We start from the raw sequence: 16,781 nt of genomic DNA, 5'->3' as shown, positions 1-16,781 counted from the left end.
TTGATTCTGAAGGGAGTATCGGAAGAATGGACAAAAAAGTATTGATCGTAGATGATGAGAAAAATATTGTGGATATCATCGCTTTTAACCTGAAAAAAGAAGGGTATCAGGTCCTCACCGCCGCTGACGGCGAGGAAGGGGTAAAAAAGACCTTTGAGGAAAACCCGGACCTGATCCTTTTGGATATCATGATGCCGAAAATGGACGGCTATGAGGCCTGCCGCAAGATCCGGGAGAAAAAGCATACCCCCATCATTATGCTGACGGCCAGAGCCGAGGAAGTGGATAAGGTGCTGGGGCTGGAAATGGGGGCCGACGACTATGTGACAAAGCCCTTTGGTGTGCGGGAACTGATGGCCAGAGTCAAGGCCAATCTGCGCAAAGTGGCGGCGCTTCAGGAGGCCGGCGGCACAGACAATCATGTTTCTAAGGTGGGCGGACTGACCCTGAACGCGGACCGCTACGAGGTCAAAAAGGGCGATAAGGTACTGGATCTGACGCTGCGGGAATTTGAGCTTTTGAAATTCCTGATCCAGCAGAAGGGCCAGATCTTTTCCCGGGAGGTACTGCTGGAGAAGGTCTGGGGATATGAATATTTCGGGGATGTGCGGACTGTGGATGTAACCATCCGCAGACTGCGGGAGAAAATCGAGGATGACCCCGGCAAACCTGTTTATATCCTGACCAAAAGAGGCGTTGGCTATTATTTTGATTGTTGATAAACGGAGTGGGGACCATTGCGCAGCATTAAATGGAAATTGATTATCATGTATCTGGGACTGGTGCTGATCGTTATGATCGTCAGCGGGACTTATATCCTGCTGAGCCTCAGAAATATCGAAGTGAATAAATCCAGAGAACAGCTGGAGCTGTACGCGGAAAAAATTCAGGAGCAGGTCATCGAGGGCGTAGAGGAAGACCGGTTCCAGGATGCCCTCCAGCTGACGGTGACCAATGCCGTGGGGATTCAGGGCAATATCCTCAATGCCCAGGGGGAAACCATCGCTTCCACAACGGCGCTTCAGGCGCCCTATCCCCAGTATACGGATCAGGCCATCATCTCCGGGATGAATGGCGCGGCCTCTTTTTCCACAGGCAAAAAGAGCACGGACTCCTTTGGCCTTTTGAAGGAATGGATGAGCTACGCCGTACCCATCCGGGGTGAGGATGAGAGCATACAGTATATTATTTATACCCGGCTGGATGCCAGCGATATGCAGAGCAGCCTTGACGAGACCACAAAGATCATTGTGGCGGCGGTGGCCATTGCCCTGCTGTTGGCGGCCATCATGGGCTATGTTTTCGCCCAGACGCTGACGGGGCCCATTTTGGCCCTGACCAGAGGCGCCAAAAATATGGCGGAGGGCAATTTGAATCAGAGCCTGAAAGTGCGCAGTGCCGATGAGATCGGCCAGCTGACCAGCAGCTTTAACAACATGGCGGCGGAACTGCGCAAGAATATGCGGGAAATCTCCAAGGAAAAGAACCGTCTGGAAATTATTCTGCATAATATGAGTGACGGTGTCATTTCCTTTGACAAAGACGGCGATCTGATGCTGGCCAATACGGCGGCGGAGGAAATGCTTCAGGTGGAAAAGCTGGATATGGATTTTTCCCATTTTATCCGGCAGTACGACATCAATTCCGGTGTTTATCTGGATATGGGCAACGAGCCTTCGAAAAAGGTGACCTTCCCTGTGGAAAAACAGTTCCTCAACGCCATCTTCTCGCCTTATTACAACGCGAAAGAGGAAATCGACGGCGTTGTGGTGGTACTTCAGGACGTTACGGAGCAGAAAAAGCTGGACGATATGCGAAAGGAATTTGTGGCGAATGTGTCCCATGAGCTGCGGACGCCTTTGACCACCGTCAAGAGCTACACAGAAACCCTCATGGAAGGCGCCATCGACGATCGGGAAACGGCCATGGAATTTCTGGCCATTGTGGACAGCGAGGCAGACCGTATGGCCTTTTTGGTACGGGATCTGCTGCAGCTTTCCCGCTTTGACAACAAGCAGGTACGTCTGTCTATTTCCGAGATCGACATGAACGAGTTCCTGGAGACAATGGTGCGCCAGAACAAGATCCATGCCGAGGCGAAGCATCAGGAACTGACCTTTGAGCCCTACGAGAAGGAAGTCATCATTTTCGGCGACAGAGACCGGGTGGGCCAGGTAGTGAACAATATCGTTACCAACGCCATCAAATACAGTCTGGATCAGGCAAAGATCAAAATTTATATTTCCGAGGACGATACCTATTACAAGATTTCCGTAAAGGATACGGGGATGGGTATCTCCAGAGAGGATCTGCCGCGAATCTTTGAACGGTTCTATCGTGTGGATAAGGCACGCAGCCGTGCCATGGGCGGCACCGGCCTGGGGCTGGCCATTGCCAAGGAAATCATGGAAAGTCACGGCGGCAGGCTGACGGCGGAAAGCGAATACGGCAAGGGTACCACCATGACCATGTGGTTCCCTAAGGAACGCCCGGTGCTGGAATACGAACAGGAGGACGCAGGTGCCTAAGAATTTTTCTCTCCCATACACCGCAGGAGAACAGGAAAAATGTGTTAGCAAACTGTAAGTCCTTTGTAACGGTTCTGTAATATTTCCAGTGTATAATAAAGGAGCAATAGAAATGTAGTGTGAAATTCCCGGTAAGGAGGTGAGAGAGATGAAAAGAAAAAGAATTATAGGAATGCTTCTGGCGGCGTTGATCTGTCTCTCTCCCGTCAGCGCGTTCGCGGCGGAAACTCCCGTTACGGTCAGCAGTGGGCTGAATCTGGAAAGCTGGGAAACAGAGTCTACCTTTGACAGCCAGCGCACCATTTACGGCGAAGCGAAGCCGGGAACACAGATCAGTGTTTCCGTCAGCCGGAAAAACGCTGGCGGGGATATGGTCCAGACCCAGTATCAGGATCTGACCGTGGGTTCTCTGGGGATTTTTTCCGCTACCATTGATTTGGCGCTGGGATACAATTATGTGACCCTGACGGCGGAGAAAAGCGGTTATGAGCTGTCCTCTGATACAGTGACCATCAAGCGGGTCTCCCAGAGGATCAAAAAAGAATTGCAGAGTATGATCGCTCTGCCCGGCACGGTTTACTAAAAAATAAAATAAAGAAGCGGTGAGATCAAATGAAATTATACAAAATCACGAATTTTGTCATTGTTGTTTTGGTCATAACCGCTGTATATCAGACAGGAGAGTTATGGCTTCAGGGAACAACAAGCCATAACTTTTTTTATACCATTTTAGAGAGTCTTTCTCAAAATAACGAAGAGGATCAGGCCAATGGGGAGGTACTGCTGGCGACCCGTTATGCCGTAGGCGACGGTGGTTCCAATTTCAGTGTATACTACCCCGATGATGTGGGCAGCAGTACCCTGCTGACCATGGCCAATACTACCATGAGCGAGATCCTTTCCGGCAGTTCCGGCGATGCCGTAACAGGAGACGCCGACTGGAAGGAGATCCTGCAAAGCCGGTGTCTGGTACTCCAGTATGATTTCCTTCTGTCTACGGAGGAATATCTGGCCGGTTACCGGAATGTCCGGGGAGCGCAGGAGCTGGAGGCCTTTGACTATATTACCATTGTGCCGGGAAAGGTCAGCGGGGAGAAGAGCAGTGTGTATTTCGTTAATTCGGAAAATAACGAATACCTGCTGTTTACCAGTACCAAAAGCAAGACTTCGGCCAGCCTTTACGAGGCACTGCAAAAGGGCGAGGACGATATGGTCTATATCTCTACGGGACAAAAGACTACATCCTCTGTGTTAAAGCGGAATCTGTTCCTGCCCCAGTGGGCACAGCTGCCCTATACTTACGCGACTTTGCGCCAGTCTCCCGTCTTTGAGCAGGAGGGCGCGGTCAGCAGGATGACTCTGGAAAACAGCGTGGAGGCCTTCTTCAAGAATTTCTCCGCGGATTGGAGCAGCCGGGACGAATATGGAAACTTTGCCTTCAGTGACAGCTCTGTGGTGGTAAAATATTACCCCGGTGAGCGGGTGCTGGAGTATTACAGCTATGATACCTACGGCACCGACAAGAACCAGGCGTCCCTGGCAGAGGGCTATCAGATCAGCTGTAACTTTATGCGCAACGACACCTCTTTGCACACGGATGTTTATCTTTCCGATATCATCCAGCAGGGCAATCAGGTGGTATACTGCTTTGATTATGTGGCGGGGAATCTGCCGGTCTATCTTTCCGATGAGATCCGGGAAAAAATAGATATGGACCATGCCATTGAGATTACAGTCCGTGGACAGGCCGTGAAGAAATACCGCCGCTACGCGGTGGATTATGTGGCGGAGGACCGTACGGCGGCATTGAACGTGCAGTTTATTGACGCGCTGGATGAAGCCAATCGGACCTATCAGGAAGAGGTAGAAGAGCGGATCGTGGATAATGTGCAGAATATTGTACTGGGATATTATGCGCAGGATACGGAAAATATTGGACTGAAATGGTTTGTCAATCTGTATGACCATTTGTTTATGATAGAGACCTGGCAGGAAGCGCCGGAGATCCAGGAATAGAAAAAAACGAAAGGAGGGCGGTCTATGGAATGGGGACGAGCGAAGAAATTTGTGATCGTGCTGCTGCTTCTGCTGAATGTTTGTCTGGCAGGACTGAACTATCAGCAGGAACGGGCAGGCGCTATGACGGCGTCTCAGGAAAGAGCTATTTTTGAAGTCCTTTCCAGAAATGGGATCACAATGTATACAGACCTCATCACAGAGACGCAGCCCATGAGCCGGCTTTCGGTGACGGTGCCCTCTTATACAAAGGAGCGGCTGGAGCAGATCTTCTTTCAGGGAGAGAAAACCATTGTGGTGCCGGGAAAGACCTCTATGGTTTACCGCAGTGACAGCCTAGAGCTGATTCTGGAAGGCCTCAATGGCGTGCTGCGCTTTTCCGATGTGGAACCGGGACGGGGAGAGACCAACCGGGGCAGCGCCGTACAGATCGCGGAAAAATATATGGAGGGGATCGAAGATGCCTTCCCTGATTTTGTCTCGGCGGATGTGGCGGATACGGAGGATGGCTTCTGCGTGGAGTTTTACCAGAAATATAAGAGTCATTTTATATTTTCCAACTGGTTCCGGGTTTATGTCTGTGCCCAGGGGATTTATCGCGTGGAATTTTCCTATGGTCAGGTCACCGGAGAACAGGGAGAGAAAAAGGATATCTTCTATGCGGATGAAGCCCTGCTGACGTTTATGCGGACGCTGAAGGAGGAGACGGTAAAAGGTGAGATCACCGTTAACCGCATGGAGCTGGGGTATGACCTGGTAGAGCAGACGGAATCCGTCTCCGGCAGTACGCTGAATCTGGTGCCCTGCTATCGGATAGATACCATGGAGCTGGATTCGCCCTATATCATCAATGCCTATACCTGTCAGGTGGTATCCTGAGAAGGAGCCAAAACAGATAGTTTTTTCAAAAAATTGACATGGCCGGCGTCTTTTTATCAAAGACGCTGGCCTGATTTTTTTTAGGAAGCCGCTTTCCGGGCTTCTTTTTTTTCACCAAAAGAACAAAGAGGAAAAGCACAGGATCTTTTTTTTCCCATATATTGGCCATAACATGATCGTAGCCGGGAGGGAAAACAATGGCGGAAGAGATTACTTTGGCCCAGGTCCCTCTGGGGCAGCTGTGCCGGGTGGAGGATGGCGCGCAGCTGCGGCTGATGGAGCTGGGGTTTTGCGGCGGCAGTCTGATACGGCCGCTGTATGGCTGTTTTGGCGGCGGTACCAGAGTTTACTGCGTAAAAGGGACGATGATCGCCCTGCGGGACAGAGACGCGTCACAGATTATCATAAGGGTGGTGGAGTGAATGGAGAAAGGACTTTGCGTGGCTTTGGCGGGAAATCCGAACACGGGGAAAAGCACGGTTTTTAACGCCCTTACCGGATTAAAGCAGCATACAGGCAACTGGTCGGGAAAGACCGTAGGCACAGCCAGAGGCAGGTGCCTGCTGGAGGGGAAAGAAGCGCAGATCGTCGATTTGCCGGGGATCTATTCCCTGTTTTCCGATTCGGCGGAGGAGCGTTATGCCAAAGGGTTCCTGCTTTCCGGACAGGCGGATGTGGTGCTGGTGGTGCTGGACGCAGGCAGTCTGGAACGGAATCTGCCGCTGGCGCTGCAAACGGCCTGGCTCCACCCCAGGGTTGTCCTCTGTCTGAATCTGGTGGATGAGGCCAGAAAACAGGGAATCTGTGTATCCAGAGAACGTCTGGAGGCGATGACAGGCCTGCCGGTGGTGGAAACTGTCGCCAGAGAAGGAAAGGGACTGGAGGAACTGAAAGCCAGTCTTTGCCGCAGGGCGGAGAGCCTCTCTTTTTTTTATGAGAAAACAGGGGAGGACGGCGGAGAACCCGCTTTGGACTATCTTCGGGAAAGCCTGCCGGAGGGGGCGGAAGGCCGTCTTCCCCGGGAGATCTTCTGCCGTCAGGTGCTGGAGGGCAGTGCGGAGTTTTACGAGGAAATGATGGCACAGGGCAAAGAGCCGGCCGAGATATTGGAATGGATGTATCTGTCGGAAGGGGCCGGAACCCTTCTGGAGGATGACGTGGAAGTCTGGCGGAGAAAGCAGGCGGCCTGGTTTCTGGAGGAGGCGGAACGGATCGCCGGGCAGGTCTGCCGCCGGGAAACGGTGTCCGGAGGGGATCTGACCCATCGGCTGGACCGGCTGCTGCTGCAAAGCCCTTTGGGCTTCGTCTGGATGGGATTGCTGCTGGCACTGGTGTTCTGGATCACCGTGGCGGGCGCTAACCTGCCTTCTTCCTGGCTCATGTCCGGCTTTCAGACTTTGGGCGGCTGGCTCCGACAGGGATTGGAAGGGCTGGGAACACCTCTTTGGCTGGAAGGCCTGCTGATGGATGGGATGTATCTGACCCTCAGCTGGGTGGTGGCAGTGATGCTGCCGCCTATGGCGATTTTTTTCCCGCTGTTTACGCTGCTGGAGGATCTGGGACTGCTGCCCAGAATCGCTTTTCTGCTGGACGGCTTTTTCCAGCGGGCCGGAGCCCATGGAAAACAGGCTTTGACCCTCTGTATGGGCTTTGGCTGCAACGCCGCCGGTGTTACGGCCTGCCGGATCATAGAGTCGCCCAGAGAACGGCTCATCGCCATACTGACCAATGTTTTTGTGCCCTGCAACGGCAGATTTCCCACCATTATTCTGCTTTGCTCTATTTTTTTATCGGCGGGCCTGCCGTTCCTTGGGGGCGCGGCTGTCTGCGCTGTGGTGGTGTTCTCAGTGACCGTGACGCTGGCGGTGTCTTTTTTCCTCAGCCGGACCCTGCTGAAGGGGACGCCTTCGGCCTTTGTGCTGGAACTGCCACCCTATCGCCGTCCCCAGATCCGGCAGGTGCTGCTGCGCAGTCTTTTGGATCGGACCATATTTGTACTGGGGCGGGCGGTGACGGTGGCGCTGCCGGCGGGGGCCTTTCTCTGGGTCTGCGCCAATGTTTCTTTGGGGGATGCTACGCTGCTGGGATTGCTGGCGGACTTTCTGGACCCGCTGGGCAGTCTTATGGGGCTGTCCGGCGTGATTCTGGCGGCCTTTCTGCTGGGGATGCCCGCCAATGAAATTGTACTGCCCATACTGTTTATGGTGTACAGCCAGACAGGGATGTTGACAGAGGCGGGAACGGCCCAGGCGGGAGCTTTGCTGGCGGCCAATGGTTGGACCTGGGCCACGGCCCTTTGCGCCGTGATCTTTTCGCTGAACCATTTCCCCTGCGCTACTACCCTTTGGACCATACGAAAGGAAACGGGCAGCAGTTTCTGGATGGCGGTGGCCTTCTGCCTGCCGACTCTGGTGGGGATGCTCCTTTGTATGGCCGTTCATGGAGGATGTGTTTTGTTTTCTCTTGTCTTTTAAATGGAAATCTATGGTTAACTGTGGTAAGATAGATCTATCAGGACTTATACAAAAGAGGAGGAGAGGCTATGAACGAGATGTTATGGAAACTGCTGGAGGCGGCAGGGACGGACGCGGCACTGCGCCAGCGGATTTTCGCCACCAGAGAAGAAAAAGACCCGGCCCAGGCATTGTGTACCCTGGCCACGGAAATGGGATTCCCCATTACCGTAGGGGAATTGTTCGGGGAAGGGGAGGAATATGCCTCCAATCTGCTCAAAAGCTGCAATGGCGGCGCAAGCTATCCCTTAGAGGGCTGGGAGGACAGCTATGATCTGTTTTTTGCCTCCCTGGAAGCTCTGGCGCAAAAATCATAAATCCTACAAAAAAAGGCGTGTGTCTTCCGGAAAACAGGAGGGCACGCGCCTTTTTGCTTCTCAGCCTGCCTTCTGTTCCAGACGGAGACGGTCGGCGATGAGGGCAATAAATTCGCTGTTGGTGGGTTTGCCTTTATGGTTGTTGATGGTATAACCGAAAAGAGCGTCGATGGCGTCGATCTTGCCCCGGTTCCAGGCCACTTCGATGGCGTGGCGGATGGCCCGCTCTACCCGGCTGGGCGTGGTGTTGCACTTTTTGGCGATGGAAGGGTACAGCTCCTTGGTGATGTAGTTGAGTACATCCATATCGTTGACGCTCATGATGATGGCCTCCCGCATATAGTGATAGCCCCGGATATGGGCGGGAACGCCGATTTCATGAAGGATATTGGTGACTCTCGTTTCCAGATCGAAGGAGGACGAGGAAACGGGATTGACGGCGGAAAAGGAACCGCCCTGTTTGATAACGGGCTTTTCCTGCATGAGCTGGCGGATGCGTTCCGTCAGAGATTCCAGATCAAAGGGCTTGACCATGTAATAGCCTGCTCCCAGATCCAGCGCCCGCTGGATAACCTTTTCCTGACTCATGGCCGATAGTATGATGGTGATGGGCTGGTGCATATCCGGGTTTTTCTGGAGACGCTCCAGTACACCCAGTCCATCCAGACGGGGCATGATGCCATCGATGATGGCGACATCCGGCTTATGTTCCCGGATCTTGTTCATGGCGTCGATGCCGTCCACGGCAACGGCTACTACATGAATGTCGTTTTGTTTATTCAAATGGCTGACAACGATGTCACAAAAGTCTTTATTATCATCGGCAAACAGCACTTTAATCGTATTTTGGCTCAAAATAATCCCTCCGCTTGTAGTTTAATGAATGAATATGGAAATAATACTTGCTTTTGGGTTGATTATAGTACAGGCGATAGGGGCTGACAATATGGTTTCGCCAGACAAATTCCCCGGGCAGAACCATTGATTTTACAGGATATTTTGCGGTTTTCGCGGGAATTGGGAAACTTTGTCAAAGGCTGTGGGAGAATGTCGGGGGGAGACGGGAAAAAGGGCAAAAAAGAGCGGCTGATGTCCGGGCGAAGGCTGTGTTATTTTGTCGCGGCAGGTTGGATTTGGCGAAAGGAGGAGAAGGAGGAAGAAAAGTTTTTCGGGCGGAGGGGCGGCAGGCGAAAAAGGTCAAAAAAATACCTTCCCACGAAAAGCAATCTCCCCCGAAGAAAACAATTCCGATCAAAATTGAATTGCCGGAATTCCTTTTTTTATAAGGATTCCGGCAATATTTGTTTTCTTATGAAGATGCCCTAAGGAAGACAGTTTTTTTATTGGGTTTTCTGAGAAAGGGCGTCAGAAAGTCTGGCGAAATCCTCGATGGACAGCGCCTCACCCCGGATGCGCTCGTCAAAGCCCAGAGAAGTCAGGACCTCTGCCAGTTCCTCCTTAGACAGATTCAGGCCGCCCTGATTGTACAGACAGTTCAAAAGTGTTTTTCTGCGCTGGCCAAAGGCGCATTTTACAATATGGAACAGCATTTTTTCATCCTTTGCCGCCACTTTGCGCTGGGGCAGCACCTTCAGGGTGATGACTGCGGAGGCTACCTTGGGCCGGGGCATAAAGCAGGAGGGGGGCACAATCATATCCAGATGGGCGTCGCAGTAATACTGGACGGCGATGGATAAGGCGCCGTATTCCTTGTCGCCGGGGCCTGCCTGCATCCGTTCCGCCACTTCCTTCTGCACCATGACGGTGATACTGTCCACCTTCCGCTCGTTTTCCAGCAGATCCATGATGATGGGGGTGGTGATATAATAGGGCAGGTTGGCCACTACCTTAATGGGCCGGTCCTGATTTTTTTCGTGGATGATGGCGTCGATGTCCGTTTTCAGGATATCCTGATTCAAAACTTCGATGTTGTCATAGTCCGCCAGCGTTTTTGCCAGTATGGGGATCAGGTTGCTGTCGATCTCCACGGCGGTGACGGAACCGGCGCGCTCCGCCAGTACCTGAGTCAGACTGCCGATGCCGGGGCCTACTTCCAGTACGCAGTCCTCGGATGTGACGCCGGCGCAGTCGGCGATGCGGTCCAGAATGTTGCTGTCGATGAGGAAGTTCTGCCCGAAATTCTTTTTGAAATAAAACCCGTTCTCCTCGATGATCTCTTTCGTCCGGGAGGGGGTGGAAATGCGTTCTGCCATGATGCTCGCTCCTTACAAACTACTTAGATGCCCAGACTGCCCAGCACGCCGAAGGACAGTACGGATACAATGATGCCTGCCGTCAGTACCCCCAGCATGATAACAGGGAAGGTTTTTTTCGGGTCCATATTCAGCAGGGCGCTGATGAGGGCCCCCATCCACGCGCCGGTGCCCGGCAGGGGAATTGCCACAAACAGGAACACGCCCCAGTAAGCGTATTTGCGGATGGTATCGCTTTTTCTTTCCGCTCTGGTTTCGCACCATTCCACAACGCCGTGGAGAGGTGTTTTCTTCAGCAGTTTGAAGATATAGCGGATGAAAAGCAGGATAAAGGGGATGGGCAGGATATTGCCGATATAAGCGATGATAAAAGTAGGCAGCCATTCCATATTCATGGCAAAGCCGGCAATAATGCCGCCTCGTAATTCCAGAATCGGCAGCAAGGAGACGATAAAGACAATCAGTTCCCTCGCCATGGTGCCTTCAAAATTTACTACAAACCAGTTTGCAATCGTTTCAGCCAAAGGATCTCCTCCATTATGTTTTAGATTCTATTTACTGCAATATTATATACGATAATGCCGCGGGAAACAACAATTCCTTTCTTACGAATGTATTTATTTCAGAAAATAGGGGCATTTTTGCGGTATCTCTTGAAAAGAAAGAGGGAGTGTGTTTAAATGATAGTAATAATGTCCTTGGTATGAGGAAAGAAAGAAGGGGAGTTGGAGATGACAGAAGAATTAAGAGCGCAGCTAATGGGCGTGAAACTGACCAAAAAGGAGAAGCTCATCGCGGAATTTATATTGGATAACTTCGCGGAGGCCTGCTTTATTACCTCTACGGAGATCGCCAGACGTCTGCATGTCAGTGATTCTTCCGTAATCCGCTTTACCAGAACTCTGGGCTATACCGGCTTTATGGATTTCCAGCGCAGCATCCGCAAGACCTATACAGAGCGGATCAACAGTGTATCCGATAATATCACCATCCCGTCGGAGCGTCTGAAGCTGAGTATCGGCAAGCTGGACCAGAGCAATATTATGGAAAGCTATTTCTCCAATGTGCTCCAGAATCTGAAATCCTGCGTCAATCAGAATGATGCCCTTTCCTTCGAGCGGGCGGCGGGACTGATTACCGGTAGCAAGCGGAAGTTTATCGTCACCTCCCGTGCCAATTCCTGTGTGGGGGATATGATGCTGCTGCTGTTGAAGCACCTTCTGCCGGATGTATACGAAACCTCTCACCCGGCGTTGAATGTCATTGACCATTTGTGTGATATTACGGAAAACGACTGCATTATTGCCGTCAGCTTTCCCAGATATTCGGAAATGGACCTGCTGGCGGCCCAGATGGCTTATGAGGCGGGGGCCAAGATTGTGCTGATTACGGATAAGGCAAGTTCTCCTCTGGCCAAGTACGCTACCCAGCTGCTGACGGTCAGCGTAGACAGCAATACTTTCTTTAACTCCTATGTGGCGGTACTGTTTACCATGGAGCTGCTCTGCTCCTTTATCAGTAAAAAAATGGGCTATTCCACAGAGGCGAAATTGCAGCTCATCGACAAATATCTGTCGAAGGTAGGGCTGTTCTGAGCAAGGCGAAAAATAAGACCGGATGTTTTCCCCACAAGGCAGACACCGGTCTTTTTTAATACCTTCTATTCACATAATCATCAATGATGGATTTCCTGCTTTCCTCGTGGAATACGCCCTCCTCCCGCAGACATTTCAGGATCAGCGTGCTGGTGGAGTGGAGGATGATGCCCTCCTCGGGAATGACGATCTCGAAGAGCTTTCCTTTCAGGTATTTGCTGCGGATTTTGATAAAATAGGCCTCTACGCCCTGAAAATCCAGCATCCGCAGAGCGGTCAGAGTGGCCTTGTCCTTTTTGCTGTAATAATAATTGCTTTTTTCTATATAATCCCGTTTCAGCTCATAGTCCATGTCCCGGGTGGTGCTGACGGTTTTCATTTCTTTTGCCAGCGCGTTGTAATACTGGTAATTGAAAAGGGCCTTTTCCACCGTATCCATGTTATGGAAGGGGCCGATGTCGCCGTAGATCACCGCTTCATAATTGCGCTGGAGATATTCCCGCTTGGTCATGTCTCCCTTGGCGTATTGGTCGATGAGACTTTGACGGTATTTAAAATATTTCTGGATCGCGTTCATGGTCCTGCCTTCCTTCCATCCATTCCCTGTGGCGCGGCCCCTCGGCGGGCTGTTACAATAGCCCTAGAACAAAGAGGGGGAACACTGCTTATGGAAACATTTTTGGATTACTACGAAAAACGGATACAGCCGGGGATCGCCGCGGCGGATCTGCTGTTAAAAACGGCACGCCGGTCTTTTTCGATGGAAAAAGCCGCCGCTGTTCTGGGCATCTCATCGCAGGAAGCGGCGGAGATTTTAGGCCGAAGCGATACGCCGGTGCGCCGGGAGGATTTTCTGCGGCTGATGCGAAAGGGGACCTCACCCCTGTGCCAGATGTTCCGCCGCCAGCTGTTTGTGGGGCTGGGAGGGGCACTGACCCAGGAGGAAGTCTCTTATATTTATGATATTGAGATCGGCGTGGTGCAGGCGGCGGCAAAAAAGACCGGGATGGAACAGATTCCTTCCTCCCTGCTGCCGCTGCTTTTTTCCGCCATCAGACTGTCTGATACACAATACTCTCTTTGAGAGCGGCTGTCTTTTCCGGGCCTTCCAGAAGAGAAACCAGCGTCAGGGCAAAGGGAACGGCGGCGCCGGGGCCTCTGCCGGTAACGACATTTCCGTCTGTGCAGACAAGCTCTGCCACAGGGGTTGCGCCCAGCAGCTTGTCCTCCATGCCGGGATAAATGGTGGCTTTTTTGCCTTTGAGGATGCCCAGATGGCCCAGAACCATGGGGGCGGCGCAGATGGCGCATACGAATTTGCCTTCTTCATGGAACTGGCAAAGGAGTTTGCCCAGGGTTTCATCCTCCTGCAGATGTACGGAACCGGGCATACCGCCGGGCAGAATCAGCATATCCGCTGTCTGGGCTTCTTTTACGTCAAAGAGGCAGTCAGCTCGATAGGCAACGCCATGGGAACCGGTGACCATCAAGTTGCCGCTCAGGGAAACGAATTTCGCGTCTACGCCGGCACGGCGCAGAAGATCCAAAGGCGTTACGGCTTCCATTTCCTCGAAGCCCTCCGCCAGAAAAATCAATGCCTTTTTCATAGGAAAACACCTCCTGTGTGGATTTGTATTTATCTGTATTATATGCCGAAATCCTGCATTTATCAAGGGCGGGACAGTTGACAGAGGACGCCGGGCGGGGTATGCTGGACAAAAAAGGAGGAGATACCATGGAGATTGAACGGAAATTTCTGACGAAGGAAGTACCTTTTTCCCTGAATGTATATCCCAGTCATCAGATCAGCCAGTGCTATATCAGTCTGTCCCCTACCATTCGCCTGCGCAGACAGGATCAGGATTTTATCCTGACGGTGAAGGGAAAGGGGCTCATGGCCAAGGAGGAATTTGAGCTGCCCCTGTCCCGGGAGGAATACGAAAAGCTGCTGGAAAAGGCGGAAACGCCGCCGGTGGAAAAACGGCGGTATCTGGTGCCTTTGGAGAATGGCCTGACGGCGGAGGTGGATATCTACGAGGGCCCTCTCCTGGGGCTGACGACCACAGAAGTAGAGTTCACGTCCATGGAGGAGGCGAAAGCCTTTGTGCCGCCCCAGTGGTTCGGGAAGGATGTGACCATGGACAAGGCCTATAAAAATACCGCTCTGGCTTTGTACGGCATTCCGGAGGAAAAGGAATGATATTTCCCCGGCTGTTTCATGGAAAAGAAGGCGGACATCCCTGCGTTTAAAAAGGATGTTGGCCTTTTTTTATTTCGGCGGTTTTCGGAAAGCCCGCCGGTGCGGTTCTTTTTTTGTCCCCTTTCGCATAGGATGGTAGCGGTACAGACAAGCAAAGGGAGGACGGCGGAATGTATAACAGACGGTATGATAAGATATATCTGATGCTGCGGCAGGAGACGGCGGGCTATGGCCTCCAGCAGAAAACGCCCTGGGGCAGCTGTGTGCTGGAGATCAAAAACGGACAGGCAAGGCTGCATATCACGGCCCAGGGACTGCGGCCCAGAAGCCGGGGATGGTACGGCGTATATGCCGTGGCGGAAAAGGACGGACAGCCACGGACCTTTTTCGGCGGCGAACTGCCCATCAGCCCCGGAGGACAGGGTGAGCTGAAATGGGATTTTCCCGCCGACCGGCTGGGAGACTGTCAGGCGGAAGATGTTTACGCGGTGGTGGTGCTGGCCAGGGAAGAGGACGGCAGAGGACTTTCGGCGCCCTTGACGGCCTACTTTGGGGAAAAACGGGAATGGCGGCAGGCTTTTTCTCAGGGAGATGGGCTGAAAGCGGCGGAGGCCGCCGTTCTGTGCCCGCCCAAAGAGGAGAAAACGGTTCCGGAACAGCCGCTGTCAGTTTTGACGGAGCAGGGGAAAGAAGAAAAAACGGAGGTTTTGACAGAAACAAAGAAAGAGCCCGCCAATGACGGCGGCATGATGGAAGGCCACGGCAGTTTTCGTGATCTGCTGAAAAAGTTCCGGCAGGAGATGGAGGAACTGACGGAAATGGGCCTGCTGACGGAAGAGGAGAACCAGCGGATCTTGGGAATAGGAAGTCATTCTGTGGCGGCGCAAGAGAAAGAGCCGGAAGCAGTAGGGGAAACGGTACCGGCAGAGGCGGAGGAACAGCCGCCGGAAAAAGAGGCCGAGGCGCAGGAGGATGCCGGGGAAGAAACGACAGCGCCGGAGGAGAAAACGGAAAAACAGGAGAAGGAAAAACAGCCGCAAAAGGAAAGCTGGCTGCTGGAAGGACATGAGACTCTGTACCCCTTCGGCGGGGAAGAAGCGTGGCAGTGCATCCTGCCGGAAGAGGCTCTTTGTCTGGGGCCTTTTTACTGGAACCGGGATATTTTTTTCCTTTCCGCCTGCCACAGATACCGCCATCTTATTGCCAGAGCCGAGGGAGACGGCCTTCTGCTGGGGCTGCCGGAACAGTTCCGGGAGGAGGACCGGAAGCGGGCCGCCGCTTTGGGTCTGGTATGGTTCCGTCCCATGGAACAGGACCCGGCCTTTGGCTACTGGATCGGCAAGGTTTCCCGGTAATTTCCCAAAAAAGCGTTGCGGGATTTTCGTTTCGATAGTATGATAGAACGAAAAGGATGTATACAGTAAGGAGTCTGACTATGAGAATACGAAAAAAACCGTGGGCGGAGGCGGAACTGGAACAGAATAGCCACGTTATCAAAAACGCCCAGGAGCTGAAGGGAAAATGGGCGGAGTATTTCGGCAACGATAATCCCATATATGTGGAGATCGGCTGCGGCAAGGGCGGCTTTATCCGTCAGAACGCCGAGGCTTTCCCCCATATCAATTTTGTGGGCATTGAGCGGCAGCTGAGCGTGGTGGCGGTGGCGGCCAGACGCACCAAGGAGGAACTGCCCAATCTGGCCTTTGTCTGGAGCGATGCCAAAAAACTGACGGAATTGTTCGCTACGGGAGAGTTCCAGCGGCTGTACCTGAATTTCAGCGATCCATGGCCCAAAAAGCGGATGTACAAACGGCGGCTGACCTATCGGGAATATCTCCAGAGCTATCGGGAGGCCTTTGGGGAAAAAGGCGAGATTTTCTTCAAGACGGATAACCGGAACCTCTTTGAGTTTTCCCTGAACGAGTTCTGCGCCGACAACTGGAAACTGTCCAATATTTCTCTGGATCTGCACAACAGTGATTTTGAGGGGAATATTATGACGGAATACGAGGAGAAATTTTCCTCTCAGGGGATGCCCATTTACCGGCTGGAAGCCAGATACGGCATGGAGGATGAGAAAAAATAAAGAAAAGAAGAGGCATGGAGCCGGATGGTTCCATGCCTTTTTGTATTCAGTCCCAGTTTCTTTGGATCAGGGCCAGCGCCGCCTCCAGCTGGTCTTTTTTGACGTAGAAAGTGTAGCTGAGGCGGACGGAATTGACGTTGACGGGACTGCCCAGAGGCCCCATCTGGTTTACGTTGTCCCCTTTGACCTTGTAGTCGATCTGGTGCTCTGTGAAAAGCTGTATGATTCGTTCCCGCTCCTGCGGATGGGAGATGGTAACGCATTTTGTCATGCCGAACATAAGACCCCTCCTTTCAAAAAACAAGCCCCTTTTCTTTTATTTTTATTTTGAATTTATAATCTAAGTGCAACAAGTAAAAATGACTCACAGTTTCTGGTAAAATGGTGTTTGCAAAGACATCCATTAAACTAGGAGGAACTATGAGCCACTATAA

At 52.3% G+C, this 16,781-nt stretch carries 19 protein-coding genes and 1 pseudogene; 14 read left to right on the top strand and 6 right to left on the bottom strand.

Features of this window, described 5'->3' with window-relative positions; translation table 11 throughout:
- Positions 1-26: 26 nt before the first annotated feature.
- The 9 genes and pseudogenes from H9X84_RS10750 to H9X84_RS10715 all read left to right on the top strand — a co-directional run bounded on the left by H9X84_RS10750 (position 27) and on the right by H9X84_RS10715 (position 8,253).
- Positions 27-719: a response regulator gene (locus H9X84_RS10750; RefSeq protein WP_205134322.1), complete on the top strand. Its 693-nt coding sequence runs from the start codon at positions 27-29 to the stop codon at positions 717-719.
- Between the two features lie 48 nt (positions 720-767).
- Positions 768-2,000: pseudogene (locus tag H9X84_RS10745) on the top strand (histidine kinase dimerization/phospho-acceptor domain-containing protein); the annotation flags it as partial.
- Positions 2,001-2,045: 45 nt separating this feature from the next.
- Positions 2,046-2,528: a sensor histidine kinase gene (locus H9X84_RS13475; protein ID WP_420360569.1), complete on the top strand. Its 483-nt coding sequence runs from the start codon at positions 2,046-2,048 to the stop codon at positions 2,526-2,528.
- A gap of 148 nt (positions 2,529-2,676) precedes the next feature.
- A complete protein-coding gene (locus H9X84_RS10740) occupies positions 2,677-3,111 on the top strand; it encodes a hypothetical protein (RefSeq protein WP_205134324.1) in 435 nt (144 codons plus the stop codon).
- Between the two features lie 29 nt (positions 3,112-3,140).
- Complete coding sequence (locus H9X84_RS10735) at positions 3,141-4,544, top strand: hypothetical protein (protein WP_205134325.1); 1,404 nt, start codon at positions 3,141-3,143, stop codon at positions 4,542-4,544.
- 24 nt (positions 4,545-4,568) lie between these two features.
- On the top strand, positions 4,569-5,423 hold the full coding sequence (locus H9X84_RS10730) for a two-component system regulatory protein YycI (protein WP_205134326.1): 855 nt from the start codon (positions 4,569-4,571) through the stop codon (positions 5,421-5,423).
- A gap of 197 nt (positions 5,424-5,620) precedes the next feature.
- Positions 5,621-5,845: a FeoA family protein gene (locus H9X84_RS10725; RefSeq protein WP_205134327.1), complete on the top strand. Its 225-nt coding sequence runs from the start codon at positions 5,621-5,623 to the stop codon at positions 5,843-5,845.
- Positions 5,846-7,897 carry a ferrous iron transport protein B gene (gene feoB / locus H9X84_RS10720; RefSeq protein WP_205134328.1) on the top strand — a complete coding sequence of 684 codons (2,052 nt, stop codon included), beginning with the start codon at positions 5,846-5,848 and terminating at the stop codon, positions 7,895-7,897.
- Between the two features lie 68 nt (positions 7,898-7,965).
- The gene (locus H9X84_RS10715) at positions 7,966-8,253 is read left to right on the top strand and encodes a Nif11 family protein (protein ID WP_205134329.1); all 288 of its coding nucleotides are present in this window, start codon (positions 7,966-7,968) and stop codon (positions 8,251-8,253) included.
- Positions 8,254-8,313: 60 nt separating this feature from the next.
- Here the strand turns inward: H9X84_RS10715 and spo0A are convergent, their stop codons facing one another.
- The 3 genes from spo0A to H9X84_RS10700 all read right to left on the bottom strand — a co-directional run bounded on the left by spo0A (position 8,314) and on the right by H9X84_RS10700 (position 10,990).
- Positions 8,314-9,108 (bottom strand): sporulation transcription factor Spo0A, encoded by a 795-nt coding sequence (gene spo0A, locus H9X84_RS10710; RefSeq protein WP_205134330.1) that lies wholly within the window; start codon positions 9,106-9,108, stop codon positions 8,314-8,316.
- Between the two features lie 485 nt (positions 9,109-9,593).
- Positions 9,594-10,466, bottom strand: coding sequence for a 16S rRNA (adenine(1518)-N(6)/adenine(1519)-N(6))-dimethyltransferase RsmA (gene rsmA, locus H9X84_RS10705; protein ID WP_205134331.1), 873 nt, complete (start codon positions 10,464-10,466; stop codon positions 9,594-9,596).
- A gap of 23 nt (positions 10,467-10,489) precedes the next feature.
- Positions 10,490-10,990: a COG2426 family protein gene (locus tag H9X84_RS10700; RefSeq protein ID WP_243423740.1), complete on the bottom strand. Its 501-nt coding sequence runs from the start codon at positions 10,988-10,990 to the stop codon at positions 10,490-10,492.
- A 207-nt stretch (positions 10,991-11,197) separates the two neighbouring features.
- On the opposite strand from H9X84_RS10700, the gene H9X84_RS10695 reads away from it, so the two are divergent.
- Positions 11,198-12,061 carry a MurR/RpiR family transcriptional regulator gene (locus H9X84_RS10695; RefSeq protein WP_205134332.1) on the top strand — a complete coding sequence of 288 codons (864 nt, stop codon included), beginning with the start codon at positions 11,198-11,200 and terminating at the stop codon, positions 12,059-12,061.
- 55 nt (positions 12,062-12,116) lie between these two features.
- On the opposite strand, the gene H9X84_RS10690 is transcribed toward H9X84_RS10695, so the two are convergent.
- Positions 12,117-12,638 carry a DUF6648 family protein gene (locus tag H9X84_RS10690; RefSeq protein ID WP_205134333.1) on the bottom strand — a complete coding sequence of 174 codons (522 nt, stop codon included), beginning with the start codon at positions 12,636-12,638 and terminating at the stop codon, positions 12,117-12,119.
- A 90-nt stretch (positions 12,639-12,728) separates the two neighbouring features.
- Between H9X84_RS10690 and H9X84_RS10685 the strand changes: the two genes are divergently transcribed.
- On the top strand, positions 12,729-13,145 hold the full coding sequence (locus tag H9X84_RS10685; protein ID WP_205134334.1) for a hypothetical protein: 417 nt from the start codon (positions 12,729-12,731) through the stop codon (positions 13,143-13,145).
- Here the strand turns inward: H9X84_RS10685 and H9X84_RS10680 are convergent.
- A complete protein-coding gene (locus H9X84_RS10680) occupies positions 13,114-13,668 on the bottom strand; it encodes a DJ-1 family glyoxalase III (RefSeq protein WP_205134335.1) in 555 nt (184 codons plus the stop codon). The genes H9X84_RS10685 and H9X84_RS10680 overlap by 32 nt on opposite strands.
- Before the next feature lie 128 nt (positions 13,669-13,796).
- Between H9X84_RS10680 and H9X84_RS10675 the strand changes: the two genes are divergently transcribed.
- From H9X84_RS10675 to trmB, 3 genes are all read left to right on the top strand, one after another.
- Positions 13,797-14,261, top strand: coding sequence for a CYTH domain-containing protein (locus tag H9X84_RS10675; protein WP_205134336.1), 465 nt, complete (start codon positions 13,797-13,799; stop codon positions 14,259-14,261).
- A 170-nt stretch (positions 14,262-14,431) separates the two neighbouring features.
- Positions 14,432-15,616: a hypothetical protein gene (locus H9X84_RS10670; protein WP_205134337.1), complete on the top strand. Its 1,185-nt coding sequence runs from the start codon at positions 14,432-14,434 to the stop codon at positions 15,614-15,616.
- Positions 15,617-15,696: 80 nt separating this feature from the next.
- The gene (gene trmB / locus H9X84_RS10665; protein WP_205134338.1) at positions 15,697-16,347 is read left to right on the top strand and encodes a tRNA (guanosine(46)-N7)-methyltransferase TrmB; all 651 of its coding nucleotides are present in this window, start codon (positions 15,697-15,699) and stop codon (positions 16,345-16,347) included.
- A gap of 46 nt (positions 16,348-16,393) precedes the next feature.
- On the opposite strand, the gene H9X84_RS10660 is transcribed toward trmB, so the two are convergent.
- Complete coding sequence (locus H9X84_RS10660) at positions 16,394-16,627, bottom strand: hypothetical protein (RefSeq protein ID WP_205134339.1); 234 nt, start codon at positions 16,625-16,627, stop codon at positions 16,394-16,396.
- Positions 16,628-16,781: the final 154 nt, after the last annotated feature.

Source organism: Anaerotignum lactatifermentans, assembly GCF_016902535.1.
GTDB classification, from domain to species: domain Bacteria; phylum Bacillota; class Clostridia; order Lachnospirales; family Anaerotignaceae; genus Anaerotignum; species Anaerotignum lactatifermentans_A.
The sequence above is the reverse complement of the archived record's forward strand: the minus strand, read 5'-3'. Positions and strand labels throughout refer to the sequence as shown.

Coding starts and splice junctions, on each gene's coding strand:
- H9X84_RS10750 (WP_205134322.1), top strand. CDS start 27: ATGGACAAAAAAGTATTGATCGTAGATGATGAGAAAAATATTGTGGAT.
- H9X84_RS13475 (WP_420360569.1), top strand. CDS start 2,046: ATGAACGAGTTCCTGGAGACAATGGTGCGCCAGAACAAGATCCATGCC.
- H9X84_RS10740 (WP_205134324.1), top strand. CDS start 2,677: ATGAAAAGAAAAAGAATTATAGGAATGCTTCTGGCGGCGTTGATCTGT.
- H9X84_RS10735 (WP_205134325.1), top strand. CDS start 3,141: ATGAAATTATACAAAATCACGAATTTTGTCATTGTTGTTTTGGTCATA.
- H9X84_RS10730 (WP_205134326.1), top strand. CDS start 4,569: ATGGAATGGGGACGAGCGAAGAAATTTGTGATCGTGCTGCTGCTTCTG.
- H9X84_RS10725 (WP_205134327.1), top strand. CDS start 5,621: ATGGCGGAAGAGATTACTTTGGCCCAGGTCCCTCTGGGGCAGCTGTGC.
- feoB (WP_205134328.1), top strand. CDS start 5,846: ATGGAGAAAGGACTTTGCGTGGCTTTGGCGGGAAATCCGAACACGGGG.
- H9X84_RS10715 (WP_205134329.1), top strand. CDS start 7,966: ATGAACGAGATGTTATGGAAACTGCTGGAGGCGGCAGGGACGGACGCG.
- rsmA (WP_205134331.1), bottom strand. CDS start 10,466: ATGGCAGAACGCATTTCCACCCCCTCCCGGACGAAAGAGATCATCGAG.
- H9X84_RS10695 (WP_205134332.1), top strand. CDS start 11,198: ATGACAGAAGAATTAAGAGCGCAGCTAATGGGCGTGAAACTGACCAAA.
- H9X84_RS10690 (WP_205134333.1), bottom strand. CDS start 12,638: ATGAACGCGATCCAGAAATATTTTAAATACCGTCAAAGTCTCATCGAC.
- H9X84_RS10685 (WP_205134334.1), top strand. CDS start 12,729: ATGGAAACATTTTTGGATTACTACGAAAAACGGATACAGCCGGGGATC.
- H9X84_RS10680 (WP_205134335.1), bottom strand. CDS start 13,668: ATGAAAAAGGCATTGATTTTTCTGGCGGAGGGCTTCGAGGAAATGGAA.
- H9X84_RS10675 (WP_205134336.1), top strand. CDS start 13,797: ATGGAGATTGAACGGAAATTTCTGACGAAGGAAGTACCTTTTTCCCTG.
- H9X84_RS10670 (WP_205134337.1), top strand. CDS start 14,432: ATGTATAACAGACGGTATGATAAGATATATCTGATGCTGCGGCAGGAG.
- trmB (WP_205134338.1), top strand. CDS start 15,697: ATGAGAATACGAAAAAAACCGTGGGCGGAGGCGGAACTGGAACAGAAT.
- H9X84_RS10660 (WP_205134339.1), bottom strand. CDS start 16,627: ATGTTCGGCATGACAAAATGCGTTACCATCTCCCATCCGCAGGAGCGG.